A 22,469-nucleotide genomic window follows, 5' to 3' on the forward strand; every position below is an offset into this window, starting at 1 on the left:
GGTCAGGGTAGCCGAGGTCCCGGGAGGGCGCTGCCGCCCCGAGGCCGGTAGAGGGCGCGGGAACGCTGGGCGAGCTCCTTCGTGGCCGACGAGTTGGCCCAGGTGCCGAGCACGATGGCCGCCCCGGGGATGATCTTGGCGACGACCCGCTTGGCGGCCCGGACGCCGGCCATCTGGGCCAGCCGGACGCCGAGTTGCAGCATCACCCGACCGAGTGGGCGCTGGCCACCCAGACCGAACAGGGCGTCGGCGCGTTCCCGGCCGGCGGCCACCCCGAGCGCCAGTCGGGCACTCTCGGCGACCTTGTGCACGCGCTGCAGCACAAGAAGGTCGGTGGCCCGGTCGCTGTGCAGCGGATCGACGTCGTAAGCGGCAGCGATGTGCAACACCATCCGGGCCTGGGTCCAGGCCAGCACGCCCACGTCGATCACGGCGCCGGGTAGTCCGGCCGCGCCGGAGACCGCGCCCGAGAGCCGGGCCAGGTTGACGAACTTGCGCGTCGCCTGGTCGGCCAGGGCGTCGGACGACACCCCGGGCTGCTCGGCGCGGGCCCGGTCGGCCCACTGCTCGGCTTCCGGCCCGAGCCGGCGCACCGCCTCCAGGGCGAGGTGCTCCGGGGCGTACTGGGGGTCGTCGCGCATCCGGTCCCAGAGACGGGCCGGCGGACCCTCGGCGGTGTCCGCCGGCCCGGCGGGCAGGTCGACGGACGGCTGGGGAGTAGGGGCGGCAGGCTGGCCGCCGACGGGCGGAGTGTCGGTCACCGGGTCTCCCCTGGAATGGGAATGGCGGACAGGGCGGCCGATGGGGCGGTCAGCGGCGGCGGTTGGACAACCGGGCCGCCAGACCCTTGAGCTTTTCCTGGTTAGCGGGCTTGGCCATCTCCCGACGACCTCGCTCGACCAGTTGCTGCCCCTTCGGCGATCTCAGGAACGTGGTGATCCGCTGCATCAGTGACATGGCGTCCTCCTGTCGATGATCCCGTTGTCATGTGTACCCCGTAACCGCAACACATGTACCCGGGATGCGACAGCCTCAACCTTGACCGTCCACAGTGGGCGGAAGACTATCGTCCCGCCGGCATGATGGCGTCGACGACCCGGGTGGCCCGCCACTCGTGCTGCTGGTAGTGCTCGGGGTACGCGGAGACCTGCACCGCCTGGGCCGCGTCGGTGAGCCGCATCCGCTCCCAGCCGGGCACCTGCTCCAGCGCGCTGAGAAACTGTCGGGTCGCGAACTCGGGATCCATCAGCCGGCCCACCGGGCCCCAGCCGCTGCTGGAACGCTGCTGGAACAACCCGACCGAGTCGTGGTCCCAGCCGACGCCCTGGTGTGGGTAGTCCTGCGACTCGGGCAGCACACCACTCGCCACGTTGTAGAGGTTGCTCTCCTGCATGGCGGTGGCGACCGCGATCACCAGGCCCCGGCGGGGCACCCCCATCTTGCGGCCGGCGCGCACGATCGCCGCGGCGTTCTCCATCTGGGCCTCGTCCAGCCCGACGACGGGCGCCGGTTTGGTCGGGCGGGCCGGTGCGACCTTGCGGGCGGGTGCCGCGGTGTCCGGGTCACCGGGGGTCGCCGTGGCCGACGGCGCCGGGGCGGCGGCGCGATCGTGACCACGGGAGGCCGCGTCCTGCTGCTCGGCGCGTTGCGCCAGCTCCGAGCTGGCGGGCGGGCCGGAGCGGGTCGCCCCGCCGGGCTTCTCGTCGCCCACCTGGGCGACCGCGGTCAGGCCGAGGCAGCAGACCACACCGGTGGCCAGCGCCAGCTGGGCCCGGCGTCGACCGTTCAGGTCCCGGACGTACGCCCGGAGTCGACTCGCGGCGGTTGTCCGTTCGGCTGAGGCGCCATCCTCCGTATCGGCAGTGGCGCTGCTCGGGGCGTACGGGTCGTCGAGGGTGCCGTCGTCACGCATCAACCGAGGCTAGGCAGGGGGAAACCCCGATCACGCACGGTGATCACGTGGTGATTCCCACAGATCGGGGCCACCCTGGTGGACGACGCGGCCGGGGCGACCCGCCCGAGGAACATTCCTCGCGTACCGGATGAATGCGGCGGTGCGCGCAGGCCGACACGGCCGGTGACTGTCGGGTACATCGGACCCCCGGTCGAGACATGATCGACAAACTGGGCCGTTGGGTCGAACCACCCCTCGGCCGATCGGCCGAGGGCAAACAGTCTGGCGGCGTAATCGGGCGAATAGTCTGGTCCCGCTCATCCCTCGGGCGACGAATCGCCCGGCGCAGGAATGCACCAGGATGGCGGGTACGTTGCCCGAACGGGTGCCCTCCATCGCGTCGGCGCCCCGCAGGCACATTTCAGGGAGGTCCGCACCGGTGCTCGACCCACACGAGCTCTACCAGCTCACCGACGATCTGCCCGACCTCGGGCAGCCGGTTCTGATCCAGGCCCTCACCGGGTTCGTGGACGCCGGTAATGCCAGCCGGCTGGCGCGCGAGCAGCTGCTCACCTCGCTTGAGGGTCGACCGATCGCCACCTTCGACGTCGACCAGCTCTTCGACTACCGGTCGCGCCGACCGGTGATGACCTTCGTCGAGGACCACTGGGAGAGCGTGGACGCGCCCACGCTTGAGCTGCACCTGCTGCGGGACGACGACGAAACCCCCTTCCTGCTGCTCACCGGCCCCGAGCCGGACCTGCAGTGGGAGCGGTTCGTGGCCGCGGTGGCCGGGCTGGCCGCCCGCCTGGACGTCCGGCTCACCGTGGGGCTGAACTCGATCCCGATGGCGGTGCCGCACACCCGACCGACCGGAGTGACGGCGCACGCCACCCGCCCCGAGCTGATCGCCGGATACGAGCCCTGGCTGCAACGCGTCCAGGTGCCCGGCAGCGTCGGGCACCTGCTGGAGTTCCGCCTCGGCAAGCAGGGTCGCGACGCGTTGGGCTTCGCCGCCCACGTGCCGCACTACGTGGCGCAGACCGAATACCCGGCCGCCGCCGAGGTGCTGCTCAGCTCGGTGTCGCGCAGCACCGGGCTGCTGCTGCCCGGCGACGGGCTCCGCTCGGCCGCCGAGGTGGTCCGGGTGGAGATCGACCGCCAGGTCGCGCAGACCGAGGACGCCGCCGCCCTGGTCCAGGCCCTGGAGGAGCAGTACGACGCGTTCGCCCGCGGTCGAGGTGAGAAGAACCTGCTCGCCGCGGACGCCGGGCCGCTGCCCACTGCCGACGAGCTGGGCGCGGAACTGGAGCGGTTCCTGGCCGAACAAACCCGTCCCGGCGACACCCCGGGCAGCTGACCCGGCGTACCGGGGGCGGATGCGGCAGGCTGGGGGCATGCGCCTGGCGACCTGGAACGTCAACTCGGTGAAGGCCCGCCTCCCCCGGCTGCTGGAGTGGCTGGCCGACACCGGGCCGGACGTCGTCTGCCTGCAGGAGACAAAGTGCCCGGACGGCGCCTTCCCGGTGACCGAGGTGGGCGCGTTGGGTTACACGGTGGCCAGCCACAGCGACGGCCGGTGGAACGGAGTCGCCATCCTGTCCCGGGTCGGGCTGGACGACGTCCGGGTCGGGTTCGCCGGTGAGCCCGGCTTTCCCGAGCCCGAGGCCCGCGCCATCTCCGCCACCTGCGACGGGGTGCGGGTCTGGTCGGTGTACGTGCCGAACGGCCGGACACCCGAGGACCCGCACTACGCGTACAAGCTGGCCTGGTTCGCGGCGCTGCGCGACGCGGTGGCTGCCGAGTTGTCCGGTGGGCTACCGCTTGTCGTCTGCGGCGACTTCAACGTCGCCCCGACCGACGCCGACGTCTGGGACCCGGCGGTCTTCACCCACTCCACCCACGTCACCCCGGCGGAGCGGGCGGCCCTCGCGGCACTTCGCGACCTGGGCCTCGTCGACGTGGTGCCGACCCCGATGAAGGGGCCACACCCCTTCACCTACTGGGACTACCGGGCCGGGATGTTCCACCAGAACAAGGGCATGCGAATCGACCTGGTGTACGCGTCCGCGCCGTTCGCCCGCGCTGTCGGTTCGGCCTACGTGGACCGGGAGGCCCGCAAGGGCAAGGGACCCTCCGACCACGCCCCGATCGTGGTCGACGCGGAGCTGGTGCCTGCGGTCGACGGGTTCTGAGTAGCTAGGGTGGGCAGATGGCAGTCGTGAAGATCAACGCAATCGAGGTCCCGCCTGGCGCCGGCGCGGAGTTGGAGAAGCGGTTCGCCGCCCGCGCCGGCGCTGTGGAAAACTCCCCCGGCTTCCTCGGCTTCGAGCTGCTCCGACCGGTGGCCGGTGAGACCCGATACTTCGTGTACACGAAGTGGGAGAGCGAAGAGGCGTACCAGGCGTGGGCCGCCGGCCCGTCGCGGGCCGCCCACGCTGGCGCGCCCGGCGAGCAGCCCCGCCCACCGGTCGCCACCGGGGCCAGCCTGCTGGAGTTCGAGGTGGCGCTGCACGTCCCCCACCCCTAGGCCGCGTCTGACAATGATCACTTTGCTGGTTGGCGGAGCGGCCGAGGTCGATAGCGGCATCCCCGGGGCCTCTTCAGCGGTGGCCTTGGGCGGGTGGCGTGGGCTGCCCGAGGACCGCTTGCGACTCGTCGACGAGTCCGGTCAGGCGCGCGACCTCGGTGTCGGTCAATTGTTCGGCAACTTCGGAAGCTGCGATGTTGGACCGCAGGTGGTCGGTACTGCTCGTGCCGGGGATGACGACAATGGAGGGCGAACGGCGCAGCAGCCAGGCCAGTGCGATCTGGGCCGGTGTGGCGCCTAGGCGCTCTGCCGGGCCGGTCAGCTCCTGGTGGCCGCTGAGCCGTCCGGCGGCCAGCGGGAAGTAGGGGATGAAGAGGATGCCCTGGGTCTCGCAGTCGGCGAGGACCTGGACGCCGCTGCGGTCAAGCAGGTTGAAGCGGTTCTGCACCGCCGCGATGGGGGTCATCCGCTGGGCGCGGGCCAGCACCTGCGGGGACGCGCCGGACAGGCCGATGCGGCGGATCAGCCCCTGGTCTCGCAGCTGGACGAGTGCGCCGAGCGACTCCTCCAGCGGTACGTCCTGGTGCGCACCGGGGGTGTCGCCGACGAGCCGGAGGTAGGTCAGCTCGCTCGCGTCCGTTCCCATGTCGGTAAGGGCCTCGTGAACCTGCCGCCGGACCGTCTCCGGGCGACCGTCGACGATCCAGGACTTGTCCGGGCCGCGCTCTGCGCCGACCTTGTTGCCCACGATCACGCCCTCGGGGATCGGTCCCAGCGCCTGCCCGATCAGCTGGTTCACCGTTCGTGGCCCGTAGGCGTTCGCGGTGTCGAAGAAGGTCACGCCCAGCTCGACAGCCAGGCGCAACACCCGCCGCGCCGCCTCCGGGTCGTCCGGGAATCCCCAGACCTGAGGGCCCGCAAGCTGCATGGCGCCGTATCCCACACGATTCATCGGCCTCTCCTGCCGTATCACTGCGACGGTATTTCCCGTATCGCTGACCGAACCAGTGATACGCCTTATGCCGTAGCATTGCAACCGTGGATGATGCGAAGACCCGCAGCCGCCGGCAGATCCTGGAGGTCGCAGCCGAGCTCTTGGAACGGGAGGGCGCCCAGGCGCTCTCCACCCGCGCCGTCGCAGCGGCGGCAGGCATCCGTGCCGCCTCCCTGTACCAGCTCTTCGGCGACAAGGACGGGCTCCTCTCGTCGCTGGCCATCCACGGCTTCGACCTTTACCTGGCGCAGAAGCACACCTTGTCGTCGAGCGGCAACGCGGTCGACGACATTCGCCGCGGATGGGACATGCATGTCGACTTCGGCCTGAAACACCCCGCCTTCTACCTGCTGATGTACGGCACCGACCGCCCCGGCCGGCGCCCACCTGCCGCGCGGGAGGCTCAAGAACTCCTCATGACGTTCCTCGGCCGCGCCGCCTCCGACGGCCGCCTACGGGTGCCGCCCGTCCTTGCCGCCCACCTCACGCTGGCAGCGGTAACCGGCACCACGCTCTCCCTGATCGGCATCCCCGAGAGCGAACGCGACCCGGAGGTTTCACCGCGCATGCGGGAAGCACTCATCGACGCCCTGACCACCGACACGAGCCCGGCCCCGGACCCCACCCTCGCCGCTCGCGCCCTCGCGCTCGATGCCGCCCTCGGCGGGACGGATCCAACTAGCGTCCCGCTCCGCCCCGTCGAGACCGCACTCCTGCAGGACTGGCTTCAGCAACTCGCCCACTAGGTGACTCGCAGGCCACTTGTCAGACACGGCCTTGGCAAGGCATTGGGGTACGTCGAGCGACAGCCCGGCCGCCACCGAGCAGACCCGGCCGCCGGTGTGCCGCGCATGCCGCACCGCAGCCGAATCACGTCGGGCCGACTGCCTCCGTTGATAGCCTCGATTCGGTCCGTGCGGTAGCCGGCCACCAGTCGCCCTGCCTGCCGTCCCACGCCGTTCGCTCACTGTGCATCCCAAGCTGCGGGGGGTCCTGGCCGTGTTCGACGGGTTCGAAGAGTTCGACATCGCCACCTCCGGCGCGACGATCCACGGCCGCCGGGGCGGAAACGGACCGCCTGTCCTGCTCCTCCACGGCATCCCCGAGACGCATCTCATGTGGCACCAGGTCGCGCCCCGTCTCGCCGAGCACTTCACTGTCGTCGCCACCGACCTGCGAGGCTGGGGCGACAGCGGCACCCCGCCGAGCACCGACGACCATGAGCCGTACAGCATGCGAGCCATCGCCCGCGACCAGGTCGAGGTGATGCGGAGCCTGGGCCATGAGCGGTTCCGACTCGTCGGCCATGACCGTGGGGCGCGCTGCGCGTACCGTCTCGCGCTTGACGAACCGGACGTCGTCACCCGGCTGGCCGTCATGGACGTCGTCCCCATCGGGGATGTCTACAACCGTGCCGACAAGGCGTTCAGTCTCTCCTACTGGGTCTGGTCGTTCCTGGCCGCACCGGCGCCGGTGCCCGAGCAGTTCATCGGCGCGGCACCCGCCGTGCTCGTCGACTACATGCTCGACACCTGGCCCGAGGTGAAGGACGCCTTCCCGCCCGAGGTGCGGGCGGCGTACGTCAAGCAGTTCAGCGACCCGGCCACAGCGCACGCGATCTGCGAGGAGTTTCGTGCCGCCGCGACCCTGGACTACCAACAGGACGAGGCGGACCGCGGCCACCGGAAGATCACCTGCCCGGTGCTGTTCCTCTGGAGTCAACGCGGCCAGGTCGCCAAGCTCTACGCCGACCCGCTCGCGATCTGGCGGGAGTGGGCCCATGACGTGCGCGGCGAGCCCGTGCCGGTCGGGCACTTCATCCCGGAGGAGGCACCCGAGCAGACCACCCGCCAACTCCTCGACTTCCTGAGCTGACGCCCGCGCGGTCAGGGCTTGCGGGAGGACTGGAGGGTGGCGAAGGCGATCACGTTGTCGGCGTAGCCGGTGCGCCCGCCGATGAACTGGCCACCACAGGTGATCAGCCGCAGCCCGGCGGGGCCGTCGTGGCCGTAGATGCGGTCGGCCGGCAACTGGTCCTTCGGGAAGTGCTCCACGCTGTCGACCTTGAAGACCACCGTCGACCGGTCCGCGCGGGCCACCTCGATCAGGTCGCCCGGCTTCAGCTTGCCCAGGTCGTAGAAGACCGATGGCCCGCTCTTGGTGTCCACGTGCCCGACGATCACCGCCGGGCCGGGTTCGCCGGGCGTGGGACCACGGTCGTACCAGCCGGTCTCGTTGTGCCGCTCCAGCGGCGGTACGGCGATCGAGCCGTCCCGGGCCTGCCCGACGGGCGCCACCGGCGCGGCCACCTTGATGGCGGGCACGGTGAGGCGCACCGGGCGGCTGGCCGACAACCCGACCGACTCGCTGCGGGCCGGGCGGTCCCCGCCCGCCGGGGCGAAGTCGAGCGGGCCGACCGAGCGGCCCAGCCCTGCCCCGGTGGCGAAGACCCCGACCAGCACCAGCACCACGGCCAGCGGCACCGACCAGGGGCTACGACCAGGAGGTCGGCTGCGCCGCGGGGCCACCGCGGTCGGCGGACGAGCGGCCACACTCGGGCGGTCCGGGACCAGCGGACTGTCGTCGAGCGGCAGGCGATGGGCCTCGAAGCGGTCGTCCACCGGCACGCGGTCGGCCCGTGCCGGGCGCGAGCCGGGGGCCGGGCGAGGGCCGGGCGGCGGCGACGCGGGTCGGAAGATCTCCATGGCGGCCTCAGCCCCGCGCAGCGCCGCGGGCCGGACGCGGCCGGCGCAACGCCACGACGGCGAGGACCATCCCGGTGACGGTCAGCGCCGCGCCGCCGGGCAGCAGCAGCTTGCCGGTCGTCCCGTTGGCACTCCCACCGAAACCGGTGGCCGGACCGCGACTGGGCTGGACCGGAACCTTCTTGACCACCTGGAGCATGGTCGAGGCGGTCTCACCGTCACGGCACTCCAGCTTGACCCGGTAGTTGCCGGGGCGCGTGCGCTCGCGCACCATCGGCGCCGCGGTGAGCAGGCCGTGCTGCGGCTGTACGCCGATCGCGCCGAAGGCGTCGGAGACGACAGTGGCGCCGACCGAGTTGTCCCGACAACTGGCCCGGATCCCGACCAGGTAGCCGGGCTGCACCGTGCTGGGGCTCACCTCGACGAAGATGTCCACCGCCGGTGTCGGCTGCGGTGCGCCACCCGGTGGGCCTTCCGGTTGCGGCGCGGCGGCGACGAACGCGGTCCCCCGGGCCGCGGGCGCGGCAACCTCCGGCGTGCCGGACCGGGGTGCGGCATGGGCGGGCGCGGTGAGCAGGAGTGCGGTGAGCAGGGGGCCGGTGAGGGCGGTCAGCACCGACAGGGTCACGCCGCAGCGGGTCACTGTCACGATGCCCCCTCTCGACGCCGCGCGGCCGAGTCGGGCAGCGGTGCACCCGACCTGCCGTACCAGTTGGATCCTCTCATTTCCGGTCGCACATCACATCCGATTCGCTGGCGGCGTCGCGTACGCTCGGGTCGCTGTGACCGCCACCGACAATGACCCCGCCGTCCCGCCCGTGAGCCGGACGATCCGCACGTTCCATCCCCGCCGGGGTCGGATGAGCGACCGGCAGACCGACGCGCTGACCCGGCTCTGGCCCGCGTACGGCCTGACGGTGCCGGACGGACCGGTCGTGCCCGTCGACCTGGCTGACCTGTTCGGTCGCCGGGCCCCGGTGGTGCTGGAGATCGGCTCGGGCATGGGCGACAGCACCGCCGCGATGGCCGCCGCGGACCCGGATCGAGATTATCTGGCGGTCGAGGTGCACACGCCCGGAATCGCCAACCTGCTCGACCTGGTGGAGCGCGGCGGCCTGAGCAACGTGCGGGTGGCGGAGGGCGACGCGTTGTCCCTGGTCAGCGGCCTGCCGGTGGATGTGCTGGACGCCGTACACGTCTTCTTCCCGGACCCGTGGCCGAAGACCCGCCACCACAAGCGGCGGATCGTCCAGCCGGCGCACGTGGCGCTGCTGCGGTCTCGGCTGCGCCCCGGCGGCACGCTGCATTGCGCGACCGACTGGGCCGAGTACGCCGAGTCGATGCGGGAGACCCTGGAGGCGGATCCGGAGTTGGTGGACGCCTACGGCGGCTTCGCGCCGCGTCCGGCGCACCGGCCGGTGACGAAGTTCGAGCGGCGGGCGATCACGGCCGGCCGGCCCGTCGCCGACCTGCTCTACCGCCGACGGTGACGCGCCGGGCCGTCCCGCCGGCCCGGACCCACCGGCCCGGACGGGGGTCCGGTGGACACCGGGTTGGCGGAGCGGGGCATGATCCAGGCACCATGGACGGGATATGACGCTCACCGCCGCGCTGCCGACAAGCGCCGACCCCGACACCCTCTTCGACGCGTTCGCCGGTTGGGCGAAGGAGCGCGGCCTCGACCTCTACCCCCATCAGGAGGAGGCGGTCATCGAGATCGTCTCCGGCGCCAACCTGATCATGAACACTCCGACCGGCTCGGGTAAGAGCCTGGTGGCGATCGCCGCGCACTTCGCCGCCCTCGCCGACAGCCGGACGACCTTCTACACCGCGCCGATCAAGGCGCTGGTGTCGGAGAAGTTCTTCGCGCTGTGCGAGGTCTTCGGCGCCGAGAACGTCGGCATGCTCACCGGTGACGCCAGCGTCAACGCCGACGCCCCGATCATCTGCTGCACCGCGGAGATCCTTGCCAACCTGGCGCTGCGCGAGGGCGCGAAGGCCGACGTCGGCCAGGTGATCATGGACGAGTTCCACTTCTACGCCGAGCCCGACCGGGGTTGGGCGTGGCAGGTGCCGATCATCGAGCTGCCGCAGGCACAGTTCGTCCTGATGTCGGCCACCCTGGGGGACACCACCCGGTTCGTCGACGACCTGACCCGGCGTACCGGGCGGCCGACCGCCGTCGTCCGCTCGGCCGAGCGGCCGGTCCCGCTGATCTTCTCGTACGCGATGACGCCGCTGCACGAGACACTTGAGGAGCTGCTGGAGACCAAGCAGGCCCCGGTGTACGTGGTGCACTTCACCCAGGCCGCCGCGCTGGAACGCGCCCAGGCGCTGATGAGCGTCAACGTCTGCTCCCGGGCCGAGAAGGACATGATCGCCGAGGCGATCGGTGCCTTCCGGTTCACCTCCGGCTTCGGCAAGACGCTGTCCCGGCTGGTCCGGCACGGCATCGGCGTGCACCACGCCGGCATGCTGCCCAAGTACCGCCGCCTGGTGGAGACCCTCGCCCAGGCCGGCCTGCTCAAGGTCATCTGCGGCACCGACACCCTCGGTGTCGGCATCAACGTGCCGATCCGCACTGTGCTGTTCACCGGCCTGTCCAAGTACGACGGGGTCCGGACCCGGCTGCTCAAGAACCGGGAGTTCCACCAGATCGCCGGGCGGGCCGGCCGGGCCGGTTACGACACGATCGGCCGGGTCGTGGTGCAGGCTCCCGAGCACGTCATCGACAACGAGAAGGCGCTCGCGAAGGCCGGCGACGACCCGAAGAAGCGACGCAAGGTGGTCCGCAAGAAGCCGCCGGAGGGCTCGATCGGTTGGGGCCAGCCCACCTTCGACCGCCTCGTCGACGCCGAGCCGGAGCCGCTGACCTCCAGCTTCCAGGTAAGCCACTCGATGCTGCTCAACGTCATCGGCCGGCCCGGGGACGCGTTCACGGCGATGCGGCACCTGCTCACCGACAACCACGAGGAGCCCGCCGCCCAGCGCCGGCACATCCGCCGGGCCATCGCCATCTACCGGGCGCTGCGGGCCGGCGGGGTGGTCGAGGAGTTGCCCGAGCCGGACGAGACCGGCCGGCGGATCCGGCTCACCGTCGACCTCCAACTCGACTTCGCGCTCAACCAGCCGCTCTCCCCGCTCGCGCTGGCCACCATCGAGCTGCTCGACGCCGAGTCCCCGTCGTACGCGCTCGACGTGCTGAGCGTGATCGAGTCGATCCTCGACGACCCGCGCCAGATCCTCTCCGCGCAGCAGTTCAAGGCGCGCGGCGAGGCCGTCGCGGCGATGAAGGCCGAGGGCATCGAGTACGAGGCCCGCCTCGAACTGCTCGATGAGGTGACCCACCCGAAGCCCCTCGCCGAGCTGCTGGAGGCCGCGTACGAGATGTACCGGCAGGGCCACCCCTGGGTCGCCGACCACCAGCTCTCCCCCAAGGCCGTCGTCCGGGACATGTTCGAGCGGGCGATGACCTTCACCGAGTACGTGCAGTTCTACGGGCTGACCCGCTCGGAGGGGCTGGTCCTGCGCTACCTGGCCGACGCGTACAAGACGCTGCGCCAGACAGTGCCCGAGGACGCCAAGACCGAGGAGCTGATCGACCTCATCGAGTGGCTGGGCGAGCTGGTCCGCCAGGTCGACTCCAGTCTGATCGACGAGTGGGAGCGGCTGCGCAACCCGTCCGACGTGGCCGAGGTGGCCCAGGCGCACGCCGCCCTCACCGACCGGCCACCGGCGGTGACCCGAAACGCGCGGGCGTTCCGGGTGCTGGTGCGCAACGCGCTGTTCCGCCGCGTCGAGCTGGCCGCGCTGCGCCGCTGGGATCTGCTCGCCGAACTGGACGCCGGCGACGGCTGGGACTACGACGCATGGTCCGACGCCCTGGGGCCGTACTTCGAGGCGTACGACTCGATCGGGGTCGGTCCGAACGCCCGGGGGCCCGCGCTGCTCATGATCGAGCAGGGCCGGGAGCGGTGGACCGTGCGGCAGATCTTCGACGACCCGGACGGCGACCACGACTGGGGCATCAGCGCCGAGATCGACCTGGCCGCCTCGGACGAGGTCGGCGCGGCTGTCGTCCGGGTCACCGAGGTGGGACAGCTCTGACGCCTGCCCCCGGCTGGACCCGTCGGCCGGTGGCGCTGACTTCCCACACCGTCACATGGACTAACGGTCCTGGGCGGCTGCCTTGATCCGGCGTACCGCCTCGGCCGCGCCACCGTTCCACGGCGTGCCGTGACCGGGCAGGATCCACGTCGCCCCCAGGTCCTCGATGCGGGCGAGCGAGGCGAGCGCCTGCGCCGGGTCGTCGGTGAACGGCGCGGGCTGCGGACCCTGCCGGCCGGTCAGCACGTGTCGGGTGGTCAGCGCGTCGCCGACGAACACGGCGTCGGCGATCGGCACGTGCACGGCGATGCTGCCCGGCGAGTGGCCGGGCATGCCGATCACGCGCGGCTCCCCCGGCAGGTCGAGCACCTCACCGTCGCGCACGGTGCGCACCTCGCTGAGGTACGTGGTGCGCAGCCCGCCCTTGCGGCTCGCGTACCAGAGGAAACCTGCAGTGGCGCCCACCTTGAACGGGCCGAAGGGCGCCTTCGACTTGACCTCGCCGCGGGCGCGGGCGGCGTCCGCTTCGTGCACGTAGACCGGCACGCCGTGCTCACGCCGCAGCCGTTCGGCGAAGCCGATGTGGTCGGTGTCGCCGTGGGTGAGAATCAGACCCCGGACGTCGGCGAGCGAACGACCCATCCGGGACAGCTCGGCGACCAGCTCGGACAGGTGACCGGCGAGGCCGGCGTCCACGACTGTCACGCCCTCCTCGGTCTCGACCAGGTAGGCGGCGACGATGTCGTTGCCGATGCGGTGCAGATGTGGCCCGAGCTTCATGATGCCTCCCGAAGATGATGCGGCGATCTGATAGCTACGATACATAGCCATCATGCCTAAGGTCCATAGCTATCATGGTGTCGGTCCTCACTACCCGCGAAGGAGCACCGCATGCCGACCCCCGATCGCACCTCGCTCGCCGACATCGTCACGGCCGCCCGCCACATCCTGGAGTCGCAGGGACTCCCCGGGCTGACCATGCAGGCGGTCGCCGAGCGGGTCGGCGTACGCGCACCCTCGCTGTACAAGCGGGTCCGCAACCGCGACGCCCTGATCCGGCTCGTCGCCGAAGCCACGGTCCGCGAGATGGGCGAACAACTCGACGCCGTGGCCGGCAGCGGCGACCCGGGCCGCGACCTGCGCGAGCTGGCCCACGCCTTCCGCGCGTTCGCCCACGCACACCCGGCCGGCTACCACCTGATCTTCGCCAGCGGCCCCGAGGAGTCCCGGCCCAGCCTCGACACCCTCACCCTGGCCAGCGCCCCCGCCCTGCGCGTCGCCGCCGACCTCGCCGGTCCCGAGCACGCCCTGCCCGGCGCCCGCATGATCACCGCCTGGGTCAACGGCTTCGTCAGCATGGAACTCGCCGGCGCCTTCAACCTCGGCGGCGACCTCGACGAGACCTTCGAGTTCGGCATCGCCCGGCTGACCGCCGCCCTGACGGCCGCCACCCCCGGTCGGCTCGGCCGAACCGGCGGCCGGTGAACGGCGGCCGGTGGCGCCCGCAGGCCCGGACGGCGTCGCGCCGAACACCGGGCAGCACGCCGGCCCGGCCGGCGCCGTTTCGGCGCCCAGATTCACTGGGAGATGTCACAGGTGTCGATTAGAATGTATGTACTAATCGAGTTCCTGACCTGGGAGGACGCCCGTGACCGCGCCCGCCTCCATGCCCCTCACCCCCTACGCCACCCTGCTCGGCTTCACCCGCTACGTCGACCGCACCGGGCCCACCAAGGCGACCTTCGTGGGTGGGCTGCGCAAGCAGCGAGCCAGCCGCTCCGGCTTCAACCCGCACGGCCAGTTCGTCAAGGCGCTCAAGGCCGACATCGCCTTCCACACCGGCGGCACCCACCTGACCGGGGTGGTCGACGTGGTCAAGCCCCGCTGGCGCCCGCTCTACCAGGCGCTCGTTCCCGGCGCCACGGCCTGGCTGCACTCCCTCGGTGAGCCCGCCGCCATCGACCTCGCCCAGACCCGCGACGCCCTGGCCATGCTGGGCGACCTGCCCGTCAAGATCAACCCCCATTTCGGGGTACGCCACGCCGACGGCCGCGCCGAAGCGATCCGTCTGCACTTCGACGAGACCCCACCGAGCGAGGAATCGGTGCTGGCCACCCTGCACCTGATGGCCCGACACATGGACGCGGTGCTCCCGCACGCCGAGCCGGTGCTGGTGGATGTCCGCCGTGGCCAGGCCCACCGCATGCCCACCGACGCCAAGCCCGAGCAGATCGAACGGTGGCTGGCCGGCGAAGCTGCCGCCTTCCGCGCCATCTGGTCCACCGCCGCCTAACCTCACCCTCACCCGTCCCACCCGTCCCACCGTCCCACCCGTCCCAGCTGTCCGGCCGCGCATTTTGCAAGATCACGCTCGATCCAGGATGGAGTGGCCTCCGTTTCGCCGGAGGCCACTCCATCCCTGTTCGAGCGCGATCATGGGGATAGCGCTGCGCCCGGTCACCGGGGCAGGATCGATGGTTATCCACAGGGACAGCGTGACGCGGAGCTGATCGGTCAGCCTGGAGCGCATGCCGAAAGCTCCTCGACGCCCGCCGCAGTTGCGCGGCCGGGTCTTCCGCGGCTCGACCGCCGTCTCGCAGGGTCTGCTGAGCCGGAACGACCTGCGCAGCTCCGCCTGGCGGCCACTGTTCCGGGACATCTACGCCGACGCCACACTTGAGGTCACGCACCGGGTCAGGTGCACCGCCGTCGGGCGGTTGCTGATCCCACCAGAAGCGGCAGTCGCCGGCCGCTCCGCGGCAGCGGTGTACGGCTGCCCGGCACCCCCGGCGACCGATCCGGTGGACGTGTTGGTTCCCCGAGCAGCCCGGATCGGGCCGACCACGGGTCTCCGGATCCACCGCGGGGAGGTCGAGCCCGGCGACACGGTCGAGCGGGCCGGGGTCCGGGTGACCAGTCCCGCGCGTACCTGCTGGGATCTCGCCCTGTGGCTCGACGTGGTCGAGGCGGTGGTCGTCCTCGACGCCATGCTGGCGAGGCGGCTCACCGACGTGCCAGCCCTGCGCGCGTACGCACTGGATCGGGCCGGTCGACGCGGCTGGCGGAGCCTGCTGCGCGCGGTTGACCTGGCCGATGCCGGGGCGGAGTCACCCCAGGAGTCACGCACCCGGATCGGGCTGGTCCTTGCTGGCCTGCCCCGCCCACAGACCCAGTGGGTCGTCGCCGACCAGGGGCGGTTCGTGGCCCGGCTCGACCTGGCCTGGCCGGAGTTGAAGGTGGCGGTGGAGTACAACGGGCTCTGGCACGACGATCCCGAGCATTTCCATCGGGACCGCCGCCGGCTCAACCGACTGCTCGGCGACGAGTGGATCGTGCTGCACGTGACTGCCAAGCGCCTCCGGGACGACTTCGACGGCTTCCTCGCCGAGGTCCGGGCCGCCCTACGAGCACGCGCCCGCTCCACGCGGTCCCGCTGATCACGCTGATCACGCTGATCACGCTGATCGCGCTGATCACGCTGATCGCGCTCGAAGGTGGATGTAGTGGCCTCCCTACACGAGGAGGCCACTACATCCTGGATCGAGCACGATCATGCGCGGCGCGGCGCGGCGCGGACGCGGGTGCGAGCGCGGACACGGGCGCGAGCGCGGACACGGGCGCGAGCGCGGACACGGGCGCGAGCGCGGACACGGGTGCGAGCGCGGACACGGGTGCGAGCGCGGACGTGTAGCCGGGGTCGTCAGGTGGCGGGGAAGTACTTGGCCAGGTCGTCGAGGATCTTGTTGGCGGCGCCGACACCGATGCCGGTCATCCAGACCTCGTCGGAGACGGGGTACGCCTTGCCGGCCTTGACGGCGTTGAGGCCCTTCCAGAGGGTTCCGCCGGCCACCTTGGTCTGCTCGGCGGCGGCCTTGTCGCCGTACGCGGTAACGAAGATGACGTCACCGTCGACCTCGTTGATCCGCTCGGGGCTGACCAGGTCGAAGCGCTTGTCCTCCTTGTTGGCGAGCAACTGCCGCTCGGGGCGGCCCAGGCCGGTGTCGCCGATGACGATGCCGGAGAACGAGTCGGGGCCGTACACCCGGATGTTGCCCGGGATGAACCGCACGATCGACACCTTGCGCGCGGCGGGGTCGCCGAGGGTGGCACCGAAGTCCTTGGCCCGCTTCTCGTACGCGCCGAGCAGGTCCTTTGCCTGCTGCTCGCGGCCGAGCGCCTTGCCGTCGAGGAGGAGGTTCTCCTTCCAGGTGATGCCCACCTTGTCGGTGAACACGGTAGGCGCGATGGCGGCCAGTTCGTCGTAGAACTTCTCCTGGCGGAACTTGCTGCCGAGGATGAGGTCCGGCTTCAGTGCGTTGATCGCCTCCAGGTCGGGCTCGGTGAGGACGCCTACCTCCTTGATGCCGGCGAGCTTGTCCGCGCCGAAGTAGGTAGGCCAGCTCTTGGCCTCACCGGCGGTGGCGGCGCCGACGGGTGTGATGCCCAACGAGAGCGCCGTGTCGATCTTGTCGGTGTCGAGCACGACCACCCGCTTGGGCTCCGCCGGGACCTTTGTGGTGCCCATGGCGTGGGTGATCTCCCGGGTCTCCCCGGTGGTGGTGCCGGCGACCGGGTCGCTCTCACCGCAGGCGGTGAGTCCGACGCCGAGGGCGGCGGCCGCGGCGAGAGCGGCGACGAGACGACGCATCAGATTCCTTTCGAGGGGTACGAGCCGGCGAGCGGGATCGCTTCGGCGGCGGGGGTGACCGGGCTGGCGGAGTTGCCGCCGGTGTACGCGGGCACCACAAGCGGTGCGCCGGTCACCGGGCAGGGCACGACCACGCAGGCCAGCCCGAAGACGTCGCGGACCAGGTCGGCGGTGAGGATCTCCCGGGGCGGTCCGGCGGCCACCACGGTGCCGGCGCGCATCGCGACCAGGTGGTCGGCGTAGCGGGCGGCCTGGTTCAGGTCGTGCAGCACGGCGACCACGGTGCGGCCCCGCTCGGAGCGCAGCCGGTGCAGCAGGTCCAGCACCTCCACCTGGTGGGCCAGGTCGAGGAAGGTGGTCGGCTCGTCCAGCAGCAGGGCGTCGGTGTCCTGGGCGAGGGTCATGGCGATCCACACCCGTTGCCGCTGACCGCCGGAGAGGCTGTCCACGGGCCGGTCGGCCAGGTCGGTCACGTCGGCGAGGGCCATCGCCTGGTCCACCGCCGTGCCGTCCTCCGTCGACCATTGCCGCCACCAGCGTTGGTAGGGCTGCCGGCCGCGTCCGACCAGGTCCGCCACTGTGACGCCCTCGGGTACCAGCGGGCTCTGCGGCAGGACGCCGAGGCGGCGGGCGACCTCCCGGGTCGGCAGGTCGCGGATCGCGGTGCCGTCCAGCAGCACAGTGCCTCGGCGGGGGGTGAGCAGCCGGGCCATCGTGCGCAGCAGTGTGGACTTGCCGCACGCGTTGGGGCCGACGATCACGGTGAACGCGTCGGTCGGCAGGTCCAGGTCGAGCCCGTCGAGCACGGTCCGGTCGTCGTAGCCGGCGACCAGGTCGCGGGTGGAGAGCATCACACGACTCCTTGAGGGGTCACGACGACCGCCGCCGTCCACGCAGCAGCAGGAAGATCAGGTACGGGCCACCGATCGCGGCGGTCAGCACCCCGGCGGGCAGTTGGGTGGGTGCGAACAGCCGCCGGCCGGCCAGGTCGGCAAGCACCAGCAGGAGCGCGCCGAGCAGGGCGGCGCAGACCAGTGGCGGCCGTTCGGCGCGGACCAGCCGTCGGGCCACCTGCGGGGCGACAAGCGCCACGAAGTCGACGGCGCCGACCTGGGCGGTGACCATCGCGGCGACGAGCACGCCGGTGCCGGCGAGGCCGATCCGGCGGGCCACCGGGCGCAGCCCGACGCCCCGTGCGGTGTCGTCGTCGAGTGCGGTGCTGTTCAGTGCCCAGCCGGCCCAGGCCAGCACCGGCAGCAGCACCAGCAGGGTGCCGGCGATCCAGGCGGCCTCGGTCCAGCCCTTGCCGGCGAGGGTGCCGATCAGCCAGATCTGCGCGCGCAGCCCGTCGATCGGGTCGGCGGTGAGCATGACCACCTCGGTCAGCGCCCGGAAGCCGAACGCGACAGCCACCCCGGCGAGCACGAACCGCTGTGCGGCCAGCCCGTGCCGGGCGCCGAGGGCGAACAGCAGCACCGCCGCGAGCAGCCCACCCACCAGCGCGGTGGGCGCCACCAGCACGGCGGCCATTCCGCTGGTCAGGGCCACGGTGGCGGCGAGGCCGGCGCCCTGGGTGATGCCGATGACGTCCGGGCTGGCGAGCGGGTTGCGGGCCACGCTCTGGATCAGAGTGCCGGCCACGCCGAACGCCGCGCCGGCCACCGCCGCCAGCACCACCCGTGGCAGTCGAAGGTCCAGGACAACCAGGTCGTACGGGGTGCCGGCGCCGGAGAGTGCGCGCAGGACGTCGGCCGGGGCGACGTACGGGGTGCCCAGCGAGAGGCTCAGCACGACGGCCGACAGCAGCAGCACGGTCAGCACGGCGGCCACCAGCACCGCGCGGCGGCGGATCAGCAGGCTGACCGGGCCGACCCGCAGCAGCGACCGGCTGGCGAGCCGGGCACCACCAGCACGGGGTGGGGCGGCGGTCGCGGCGACCGACGTACCAGCCGGGCCAGCCAGACGGGGCTGGCCAGCCGCGTCGGACCGACCGGCCTTGTCGGAGGGGCGGGTGGTGGTCACGCGGTCACCACCCGGGCGCGGCGGACCAGGACGGCCAGCAGCGGCGCTCCGATCAGCGCGGTGACGATCCCGGCCGGTATCTCACCGGGCGGGGCGACCAACCGGCCGACGACGTCGGCGCCGAGCAGCAGCGCCGGGCCGAGCAGGGCGGAGACGGCGAGGGTCCAGCGGTGGTCCGCGCCGACCAGGGCCCGCGCCAGGTGCGGCACGGCCAACCCGACGAAGGCGACAGGTCCGGCCGCCGCCACCGCCGCGCCGGTCAGCAGGACCGCGGCGAGGCCGCCGCCGAGTCGGACCAGACCGATGCGGTGGCCGAGGCCACGGGCCACGTCGTCGCCGAGCGCCAACGCGTCCAGGCCTCGGGCCACCAGGGCGGCGAGCAGCAGACCGGCGACGACGAACGGCAGCACCTGTGCGGTGACCGTCAGGTCGCGTCCGGCCAGCCCGCCGACCACCCAGAACCGGTACTCCTCGAAGGTGCGGGCGTCGATGCTGAGCAGCGCGTACACCCCGGAGGCCAGGCTGGCGTCGAGTGCCGCGCCGACAAGCGCGAGGGTGACCGGGCTGGCGCCCTCGCGGGCCCGGGTGGCGATGGCGAAGACCAGCAGCCCGGCGATCAGCGCGCCGACGATGCCGAACCAGACATAACCGGCGAGCGTGCCGACCCCGAAGACGGAGATGGCGAGCACCACACCGAACGACGCGCCCGCGCTGATGCCGAGGATGCGCGGCTCGGCGAGGGGGTTCCGGGTGAGCGCCTGGAACAACACACCGGCCACGGCGAGGGCCAGACCGACGGCGAGGCCGAGCGCGGTACGGGGCATCCGCAGCTCGCGCACGATGGTGCTGGCCTCGCCACCGTCCGGTGCGACGAGGGCGTGCCAGACCTGGTCGACGCCGAGGTGCCGGCTGCCGAGCGCGAGGCTGGCAAGCACTGCCAACAGCAACACCAGGGCGGCCCCGACGGTGACGGCCAACCGCCGGCGGGTGCGGGTGCCGGACCGGCTACTGGCCTGGGTCGGCCGGCTGGCGAGCGCGGTCACGAATCTCCCTGCACGATCGGGCTTAGGTTCGCCTAACCTTAGCCGACCTGCGGAAAGTGACCTAACCGGCGTCGGTCGATGCCGTCGGGGGCACCTCCGGCCCGCCCAGCGGTGGGACTGACCCGCCCAGCGAACCGCCGTCCCCGGTCGCCGCGCCCCCGCGCGGCAGCACGTTCAGCGGTCGCATCATCTCGTTGTCCTCGTGCTCCAACAGGTGACAGTGCCAGGCGTAGCGACCGGGCAGGTCGAAGCGCGCCCTGATCCGGGTCACCTCCCCGGGGTACGCGAGCACCGTGTCCATCCGGCCGCGCTCCCCCGGGTCCGGCCGCAGCCGGCCCGAGTGCCCGCGCCCGAGCAGCTCGAACTGGACCTGGTGCAGGTGGATCGGGTGCACGTGCCGGGTGAAGTTGCGCACCTCCCACTCCTCGGTGTCGCCGAGGGTGGGTTGCTCGGTCACCGGGTCGCTCCAGCGCAGCGGCAGACCCCGGCCCCGCTCGTCGAGGACACCGAGCAGCATGATCATCGAACCGCCGGACATCCGCTCGTTGAGCGACAGGCGGCGTACCCGCTGGGCCGTTCCGAGCCGCGGCTGCGACGGCAGCCGCAGCTGCTCCGGTGGCACGCTCGGGTCGGCCTCGGTCGCGTCGGTGACCACGAAGCGCAGCACCTGCCCGGTGGTCCGCGGATCGGCCGGCGCGAAGTCCACTCCCGGTCGGCCACCGCCGTACATCCCGTCGGGTCCCTCGTTGACGAGGTACAGCTCGGTGCCCGCCGGTACGTCGGTGAAGTCGACTATCGCGTCGACCCGCTGGGCGGGGCCGAGCCCCACGCGCTCGTGCGGCACCGGCTCGGGCAGGAAGCCACCGTCGCTGCCGATCTGCCAGACCGGGAGCACCGGGCGGGCCGGCCGCGCGGTGGCGTTGGCGACCACACTGAGCAGCAGGAACCGGCTGTTGCAGCCGTTGAGCAACCGGAACCGGTAACGGCGGCGCCGCACGGTCAGGGTGGGCCAGGTACGGCCGTTGACCACCATGGTGGCGGCGGAGAACCCGGGTATCCAGGTCGGCGGCCCGTCGTCGCCGCCGGAGTACCGCCGCGGGTAGCGCAGTTCGCCGTCGGCGGTGAAGCTGCGGTCCTGGATCATCAGCGGGATGTCGTGGGGTGCGCTGTTCGGCCCGTCTTCGCGGCCGGGTGTCGGGCCGGGTAGCACCCCGTCCGGCAGGTCGTCCCCGCCGCCGCCGAGCAGGTAGAACCCGGCCGGTCCGGCGTAGACGTTCTCGCGGGTGAGCCCGAGCGTGTGGTCGTGGTACCAGAGGGTGCAGGGCCGCTGGTCGTTCGCGTACTCGAAGGTGGCCGAGCCCGGTGCCCAACGCAGGCCGGAGTGGTCGGCGAAGCGGGACCGGAACTCGCGGTACGCGCTGCCCGCCACGGCGAAGCCGGGTGGCAGGTCGCGGGTCACCGGTAGGTACCACGCCTCGGCGTGCCCGTCGCTCTCCTGCCCGCTGTGCGCGCCGTGCAGATGCACCACCTGCGGCACCGGCCCGCGATACCCCTGTCGGCTGCCGTCCCAACGGCCGTGCCGGTCGCGGCCCTCGGTGCCACCGGCCGGGTTGGCCCAGTGCAGGGTCGGGTCCACCGGCAGCAGGTGCGGCAGGTGCTCGCCCCGCCCGTCGACGAGCTGGTTGACCCAGGTCACCCGGACCGGGCGGCCGACCCGCGCCACGATGGTGGGTGCGGGGTAGCCGAAGCTGTCGGGATGGGTGGTGGAGCCGTATCCCCACACTGTGGTGCGCGGCCACGACGGCGGCAGGATCTGTTGGCGGAACTGTCGTACCGCGATCTCGTACGTGTCGCGCTCCGGGCCTGTCGCCACCGTCGGCATGGCCGGTGGGATCCGCAGCCGTGTGACGTACTTCGGGATGTCCCCGGCGTCCAGCGGCGCCACCGCGGCGGCCGCCCGGCCGGACGCCGCCCAGCCCACCGGACCCAGTGCCGCCGCGCTGCCGGCGGCCCCGGCCGCGAGCAACCGTCGTCTGGTGACCATGCCGTACCTCCAGTTGCTCCCGATCCCGATAGAAGAAGAATGAGTTTCACGGAGCGCGCGAAGAGGTGCAGACGGCGGATCAGACCCATAAGAGGGACATACCGCACCTAGGGTGTGGACATGCGATACGACCAGCACACGGCCGTCCTGCTGGTCCGAGCGGCGGACCCGCCGGAGCTGCCGCAGGACGCGATCGACCGGTTACACGACGCGCACCTGGCCCATCAGGCCGGGCTCGTCGAGCAGGGGCTGGTGCTCGCGACCGGGCCGTTCCTGCACCCCGACGACGGGCTGCTACGGGGTTTCGTCGTGCTCTCCATCGCCCCGGACGAGGCGCGTGCCCTGTTCGCCAACGACCCGGCCGTGCGGGCCGGACGCTTGGACGCGCGGGTGACGAGCTGGCTGGTCCCGGAGGGCAACGTGCGGTTCGAGGGCGTGCCGATGCCCCGTTCGATGCTGGAGGCGGCCGCCGGCGACTGAGC

Annotated in this window: 23 protein-coding genes; 11 read left to right on the forward strand and 12 right to left on the reverse strand. The window is 72.0% G+C overall.

Going from position 1 to position 22,469, the window contains the following annotated elements; translation table 11 throughout:
* Positions 1 to 2: 2 nt before the first annotated feature.
* From AB0B86_RS25070 to AB0B86_RS25080, 3 genes are all read right to left on the reverse strand, one after another.
* The gene (locus AB0B86_RS25070) at positions 3 to 761 is read right to left on the reverse strand and encodes an EcsC family protein (protein WP_357413320.1); all 759 of its coding nucleotides are present in this window, start codon (positions 759 to 761) and stop codon (positions 3 to 5) included.
* A gap of 49 nt (positions 762 to 810) precedes the next feature.
* Positions 811 to 957, reverse strand: coding sequence for a hypothetical protein (locus AB0B86_RS25075; protein WP_357413321.1), 147 nt, complete (start codon positions 955 to 957; stop codon positions 811 to 813).
* A 106-nt stretch (positions 958 to 1,063) separates the two neighbouring features.
* The gene (locus tag AB0B86_RS25080) at positions 1,064 to 1,912 is read right to left on the reverse strand and encodes a peptidase M23 (protein ID WP_357413323.1); all 849 of its coding nucleotides are present in this window, start codon (positions 1,910 to 1,912) and stop codon (positions 1,064 to 1,066) included.
* A 421-nt stretch (positions 1,913 to 2,333) separates the two neighbouring features.
* On the opposite strand from AB0B86_RS25080, the gene AB0B86_RS25085 reads away from it, so the two are divergent.
* Genes AB0B86_RS25085 through AB0B86_RS25095 form a run of 3 tightly spaced genes read left to right on the forward strand, consistent with a single transcriptional unit; the run spans position 2,334 to position 4,424 of the window.
* The gene (locus AB0B86_RS25085) at positions 2,334 to 3,254 is read left to right on the forward strand and encodes a PAC2 family protein (RefSeq protein WP_357413325.1); all 921 of its coding nucleotides are present in this window, start codon (positions 2,334 to 2,336) and stop codon (positions 3,252 to 3,254) included.
* 37 nt (positions 3,255 to 3,291) lie between these two features.
* A complete protein-coding gene (locus AB0B86_RS25090) occupies positions 3,292 to 4,089 on the forward strand; it encodes an exodeoxyribonuclease III (RefSeq protein WP_357413327.1) in 798 nt (265 codons plus the stop codon).
* 17 nt (positions 4,090 to 4,106) lie between these two features.
* Positions 4,107 to 4,424, forward strand: coding sequence for an antibiotic biosynthesis monooxygenase (locus AB0B86_RS25095; RefSeq protein ID WP_357413329.1), 318 nt, complete (start codon positions 4,107 to 4,109; stop codon positions 4,422 to 4,424).
* Between the two features lie 73 nt (positions 4,425 to 4,497).
* Here the strand turns inward: AB0B86_RS25095 and AB0B86_RS25100 are convergent, their stop codons facing one another.
* Positions 4,498 to 5,376: an aldo/keto reductase gene (locus tag AB0B86_RS25100; protein ID WP_357419894.1), complete on the reverse strand. Its 879-nt coding sequence runs from the start codon at positions 5,374 to 5,376 to the stop codon at positions 4,498 to 4,500.
* 86 nt (positions 5,377 to 5,462) lie between these two features.
* Between AB0B86_RS25100 and AB0B86_RS25105 the strand changes: the two genes are divergently transcribed.
* On the forward strand, positions 5,463 to 6,164 hold the full coding sequence (locus AB0B86_RS25105; RefSeq protein ID WP_357419895.1) for a TetR/AcrR family transcriptional regulator: 702 nt from the start codon (positions 5,463 to 5,465) through the stop codon (positions 6,162 to 6,164).
* Positions 6,165 to 6,417: 253 nt separating this feature from the next.
* Complete coding sequence (locus tag AB0B86_RS25110; protein ID WP_357419896.1) at positions 6,418 to 7,293, forward strand: alpha/beta hydrolase; 876 nt, start codon at positions 6,418 to 6,420, stop codon at positions 7,291 to 7,293.
* A gap of 11 nt (positions 7,294 to 7,304) precedes the next feature.
* On the opposite strand, the gene AB0B86_RS25115 is transcribed toward AB0B86_RS25110, so the two are convergent.
* Together AB0B86_RS25115 and AB0B86_RS25120 are read right to left on the reverse strand one after the other, a co-directional pair.
* Positions 7,305 to 7,946: a class F sortase gene (locus tag AB0B86_RS25115; RefSeq protein WP_357419928.1), complete on the reverse strand. Its 642-nt coding sequence runs from the start codon at positions 7,944 to 7,946 to the stop codon at positions 7,305 to 7,307.
* A gap of 184 nt (positions 7,947 to 8,130) precedes the next feature.
* On the reverse strand, positions 8,131 to 8,775 hold the full coding sequence (locus AB0B86_RS25120; RefSeq protein WP_357419929.1) for a hypothetical protein: 645 nt from the start codon (positions 8,773 to 8,775) through the stop codon (positions 8,131 to 8,133).
* A gap of 208 nt (positions 8,776 to 8,983) precedes the next feature.
* On the opposite strand from AB0B86_RS25120, the gene trmB reads away from it, so the two are divergent.
* The gene (gene trmB, locus AB0B86_RS25125; RefSeq protein ID WP_357419930.1) at positions 8,984 to 9,613 is read left to right on the forward strand and encodes a tRNA (guanosine(46)-N7)-methyltransferase TrmB; all 630 of its coding nucleotides are present in this window, start codon (positions 8,984 to 8,986) and stop codon (positions 9,611 to 9,613) included.
* Positions 9,614 to 9,716: 103 nt separating this feature from the next.
* On the forward strand, positions 9,717 to 12,230 hold the full coding sequence (locus AB0B86_RS25130; protein ID WP_357419897.1) for a DUF3516 domain-containing protein: 2,514 nt from the start codon (positions 9,717 to 9,719) through the stop codon (positions 12,228 to 12,230).
* Positions 12,231 to 12,290: 60 nt separating this feature from the next.
* On the opposite strand, the gene AB0B86_RS25135 is transcribed toward AB0B86_RS25130, so the two are convergent.
* On the reverse strand, positions 12,291 to 13,010 hold the full coding sequence (locus AB0B86_RS25135; protein WP_357413338.1) for an MBL fold metallo-hydrolase: 720 nt from the start codon (positions 13,008 to 13,010) through the stop codon (positions 12,291 to 12,293).
* Positions 13,011 to 13,121: 111 nt separating this feature from the next.
* On the opposite strand from AB0B86_RS25135, the gene AB0B86_RS25140 reads away from it, so the two are divergent.
* From AB0B86_RS25140 to AB0B86_RS25150, 3 genes are all read left to right on the forward strand, one after another.
* Positions 13,122 to 13,715: a TetR/AcrR family transcriptional regulator gene (locus AB0B86_RS25140; protein ID WP_357419898.1), complete on the forward strand. Its 594-nt coding sequence runs from the start codon at positions 13,122 to 13,124 to the stop codon at positions 13,713 to 13,715.
* 163 nt (positions 13,716 to 13,878) lie between these two features.
* A complete protein-coding gene (locus tag AB0B86_RS25145) occupies positions 13,879 to 14,523 on the forward strand; it encodes a hypothetical protein (RefSeq protein ID WP_357413342.1) in 645 nt (214 codons plus the stop codon).
* Between the two features lie 235 nt (positions 14,524 to 14,758).
* Positions 14,759 to 15,667 (forward strand): hypothetical protein, encoded by a 909-nt coding sequence (locus tag AB0B86_RS25150; protein ID WP_357419899.1) that lies wholly within the window; start codon positions 14,759 to 14,761, stop codon positions 15,665 to 15,667.
* A 263-nt stretch (positions 15,668 to 15,930) separates the two neighbouring features.
* On the opposite strand, the gene AB0B86_RS25155 is transcribed toward AB0B86_RS25150, so the two are convergent.
* The 5 genes from AB0B86_RS25155 to AB0B86_RS25175 form a co-directional block, all read right to left on the reverse strand.
* Positions 15,931 to 16,878, reverse strand: a complete 948-nt coding sequence (locus tag AB0B86_RS25155) for an iron-siderophore ABC transporter substrate-binding protein (protein ID WP_357412448.1) — start codon at positions 16,876 to 16,878, stop codon at positions 15,931 to 15,933.
* Positions 16,878 to 17,729: an ABC transporter ATP-binding protein gene (locus AB0B86_RS25160; RefSeq protein ID WP_357412450.1), complete on the reverse strand. Its 852-nt coding sequence runs from the start codon at positions 17,727 to 17,729 to the stop codon at positions 16,878 to 16,880. The genes AB0B86_RS25155 and AB0B86_RS25160 overlap by 1 nt, the downstream gene beginning before the upstream one ends.
* Before the next feature lie 19 nt (positions 17,730 to 17,748).
* A complete protein-coding gene (locus AB0B86_RS25165) occupies positions 17,749 to 18,900 on the reverse strand; it encodes an iron ABC transporter permease (RefSeq protein WP_357419900.1) in 1,152 nt (383 codons plus the stop codon).
* Entirely contained in the window at positions 18,897 to 19,943 is a 1,047-nt protein-coding gene (locus tag AB0B86_RS25170; RefSeq protein WP_357419901.1) for an iron ABC transporter permease, read from the reverse strand. Before AB0B86_RS25170 ends, AB0B86_RS25165 begins: the two co-directional genes overlap by 4 nt.
* 61 nt (positions 19,944 to 20,004) lie before the next feature.
* A complete protein-coding gene (locus AB0B86_RS25175; RefSeq protein ID WP_357419902.1) occupies positions 20,005 to 21,987 on the reverse strand; it encodes a multicopper oxidase domain-containing protein in 1,983 nt (660 codons plus the stop codon).
* Between the two features lie 120 nt (positions 21,988 to 22,107).
* On the opposite strand from AB0B86_RS25175, the gene AB0B86_RS25180 reads away from it, so the two are divergent.
* The gene (locus tag AB0B86_RS25180; RefSeq protein ID WP_357419903.1) at positions 22,108 to 22,467 is read left to right on the forward strand and encodes a YciI family protein; all 360 of its coding nucleotides are present in this window, start codon (positions 22,108 to 22,110) and stop codon (positions 22,465 to 22,467) included.
* The last annotated feature ends 2 nt before the right edge of the window (positions 22,468 to 22,469 follow it).

Origin of the sequence: Micromonospora sp. NPDC049047 (genome assembly GCF_040649135.1) — a bacterium.
Classification (GTDB): domain Bacteria; phylum Actinomycetota; class Actinomycetes; order Mycobacteriales; family Micromonosporaceae; genus Micromonospora.

Bases quoted from the DNA above. Each gene is read 5' to 3' on its own strand.
- AB0B86_RS25150 (WP_357419899.1), top strand. From the start codon at position 14,759: ATGCCGAAAGCTCCTCGACGCCCGCCGCAGTTGCGCGGCCGGGTCTTC.
- AB0B86_RS25155 (WP_357412448.1), bottom strand. From the start codon at position 16,878: ATGCGTCGTCTCGTCGCCGCTCTCGCCGCGGCCGCCGCCCTCGGCGTC.
- AB0B86_RS25135 (WP_357413338.1), bottom strand. From the start codon at position 13,010: ATGAAGCTCGGGCCACATCTGCACCGCATCGGCAACGACATCGTCGCC.
- AB0B86_RS25180 (WP_357419903.1), top strand. From the start codon at position 22,108: ATGCGATACGACCAGCACACGGCCGTCCTGCTGGTCCGAGCGGCGGAC.
- AB0B86_RS25075 (WP_357413321.1), bottom strand. From the start codon at position 957: ATGTCACTGATGCAGCGGATCACCACGTTCCTGAGATCGCCGAAGGGG.
- AB0B86_RS25080 (WP_357413323.1), bottom strand. From the start codon at position 1,912: ATGCGTGACGACGGCACCCTCGACGACCCGTACGCCCCGAGCAGCGCC.
- trmB (WP_357419930.1), top strand. From the start codon at position 8,984: ATGAGCGACCGGCAGACCGACGCGCTGACCCGGCTCTGGCCCGCGTAC.
- AB0B86_RS25095 (WP_357413329.1), top strand. From the start codon at position 4,107: ATGGCAGTCGTGAAGATCAACGCAATCGAGGTCCCGCCTGGCGCCGGC.
- AB0B86_RS25140 (WP_357419898.1), top strand. From the start codon at position 13,122: ATGCCGACCCCCGATCGCACCTCGCTCGCCGACATCGTCACGGCCGCC.
- AB0B86_RS25160 (WP_357412450.1), bottom strand. From the start codon at position 17,729: ATGCTCTCCACCCGCGACCTGGTCGCCGGCTACGACGACCGGACCGTG.
- AB0B86_RS25100 (WP_357419894.1), bottom strand. From the start codon at position 5,376: ATGAATCGTGTGGGATACGGCGCCATGCAGCTTGCGGGCCCTCAGGTC.
- AB0B86_RS25130 (WP_357419897.1), top strand. From the start codon at position 9,717: ATGACGCTCACCGCCGCGCTGCCGACAAGCGCCGACCCCGACACCCTC.
- AB0B86_RS25175 (WP_357419902.1), bottom strand. From the start codon at position 21,987: ATGGTCACCAGACGACGGTTGCTCGCGGCCGGGGCCGCCGGCAGCGCG.
- AB0B86_RS25090 (WP_357413327.1), top strand. From the start codon at position 3,292: ATGCGCCTGGCGACCTGGAACGTCAACTCGGTGAAGGCCCGCCTCCCC.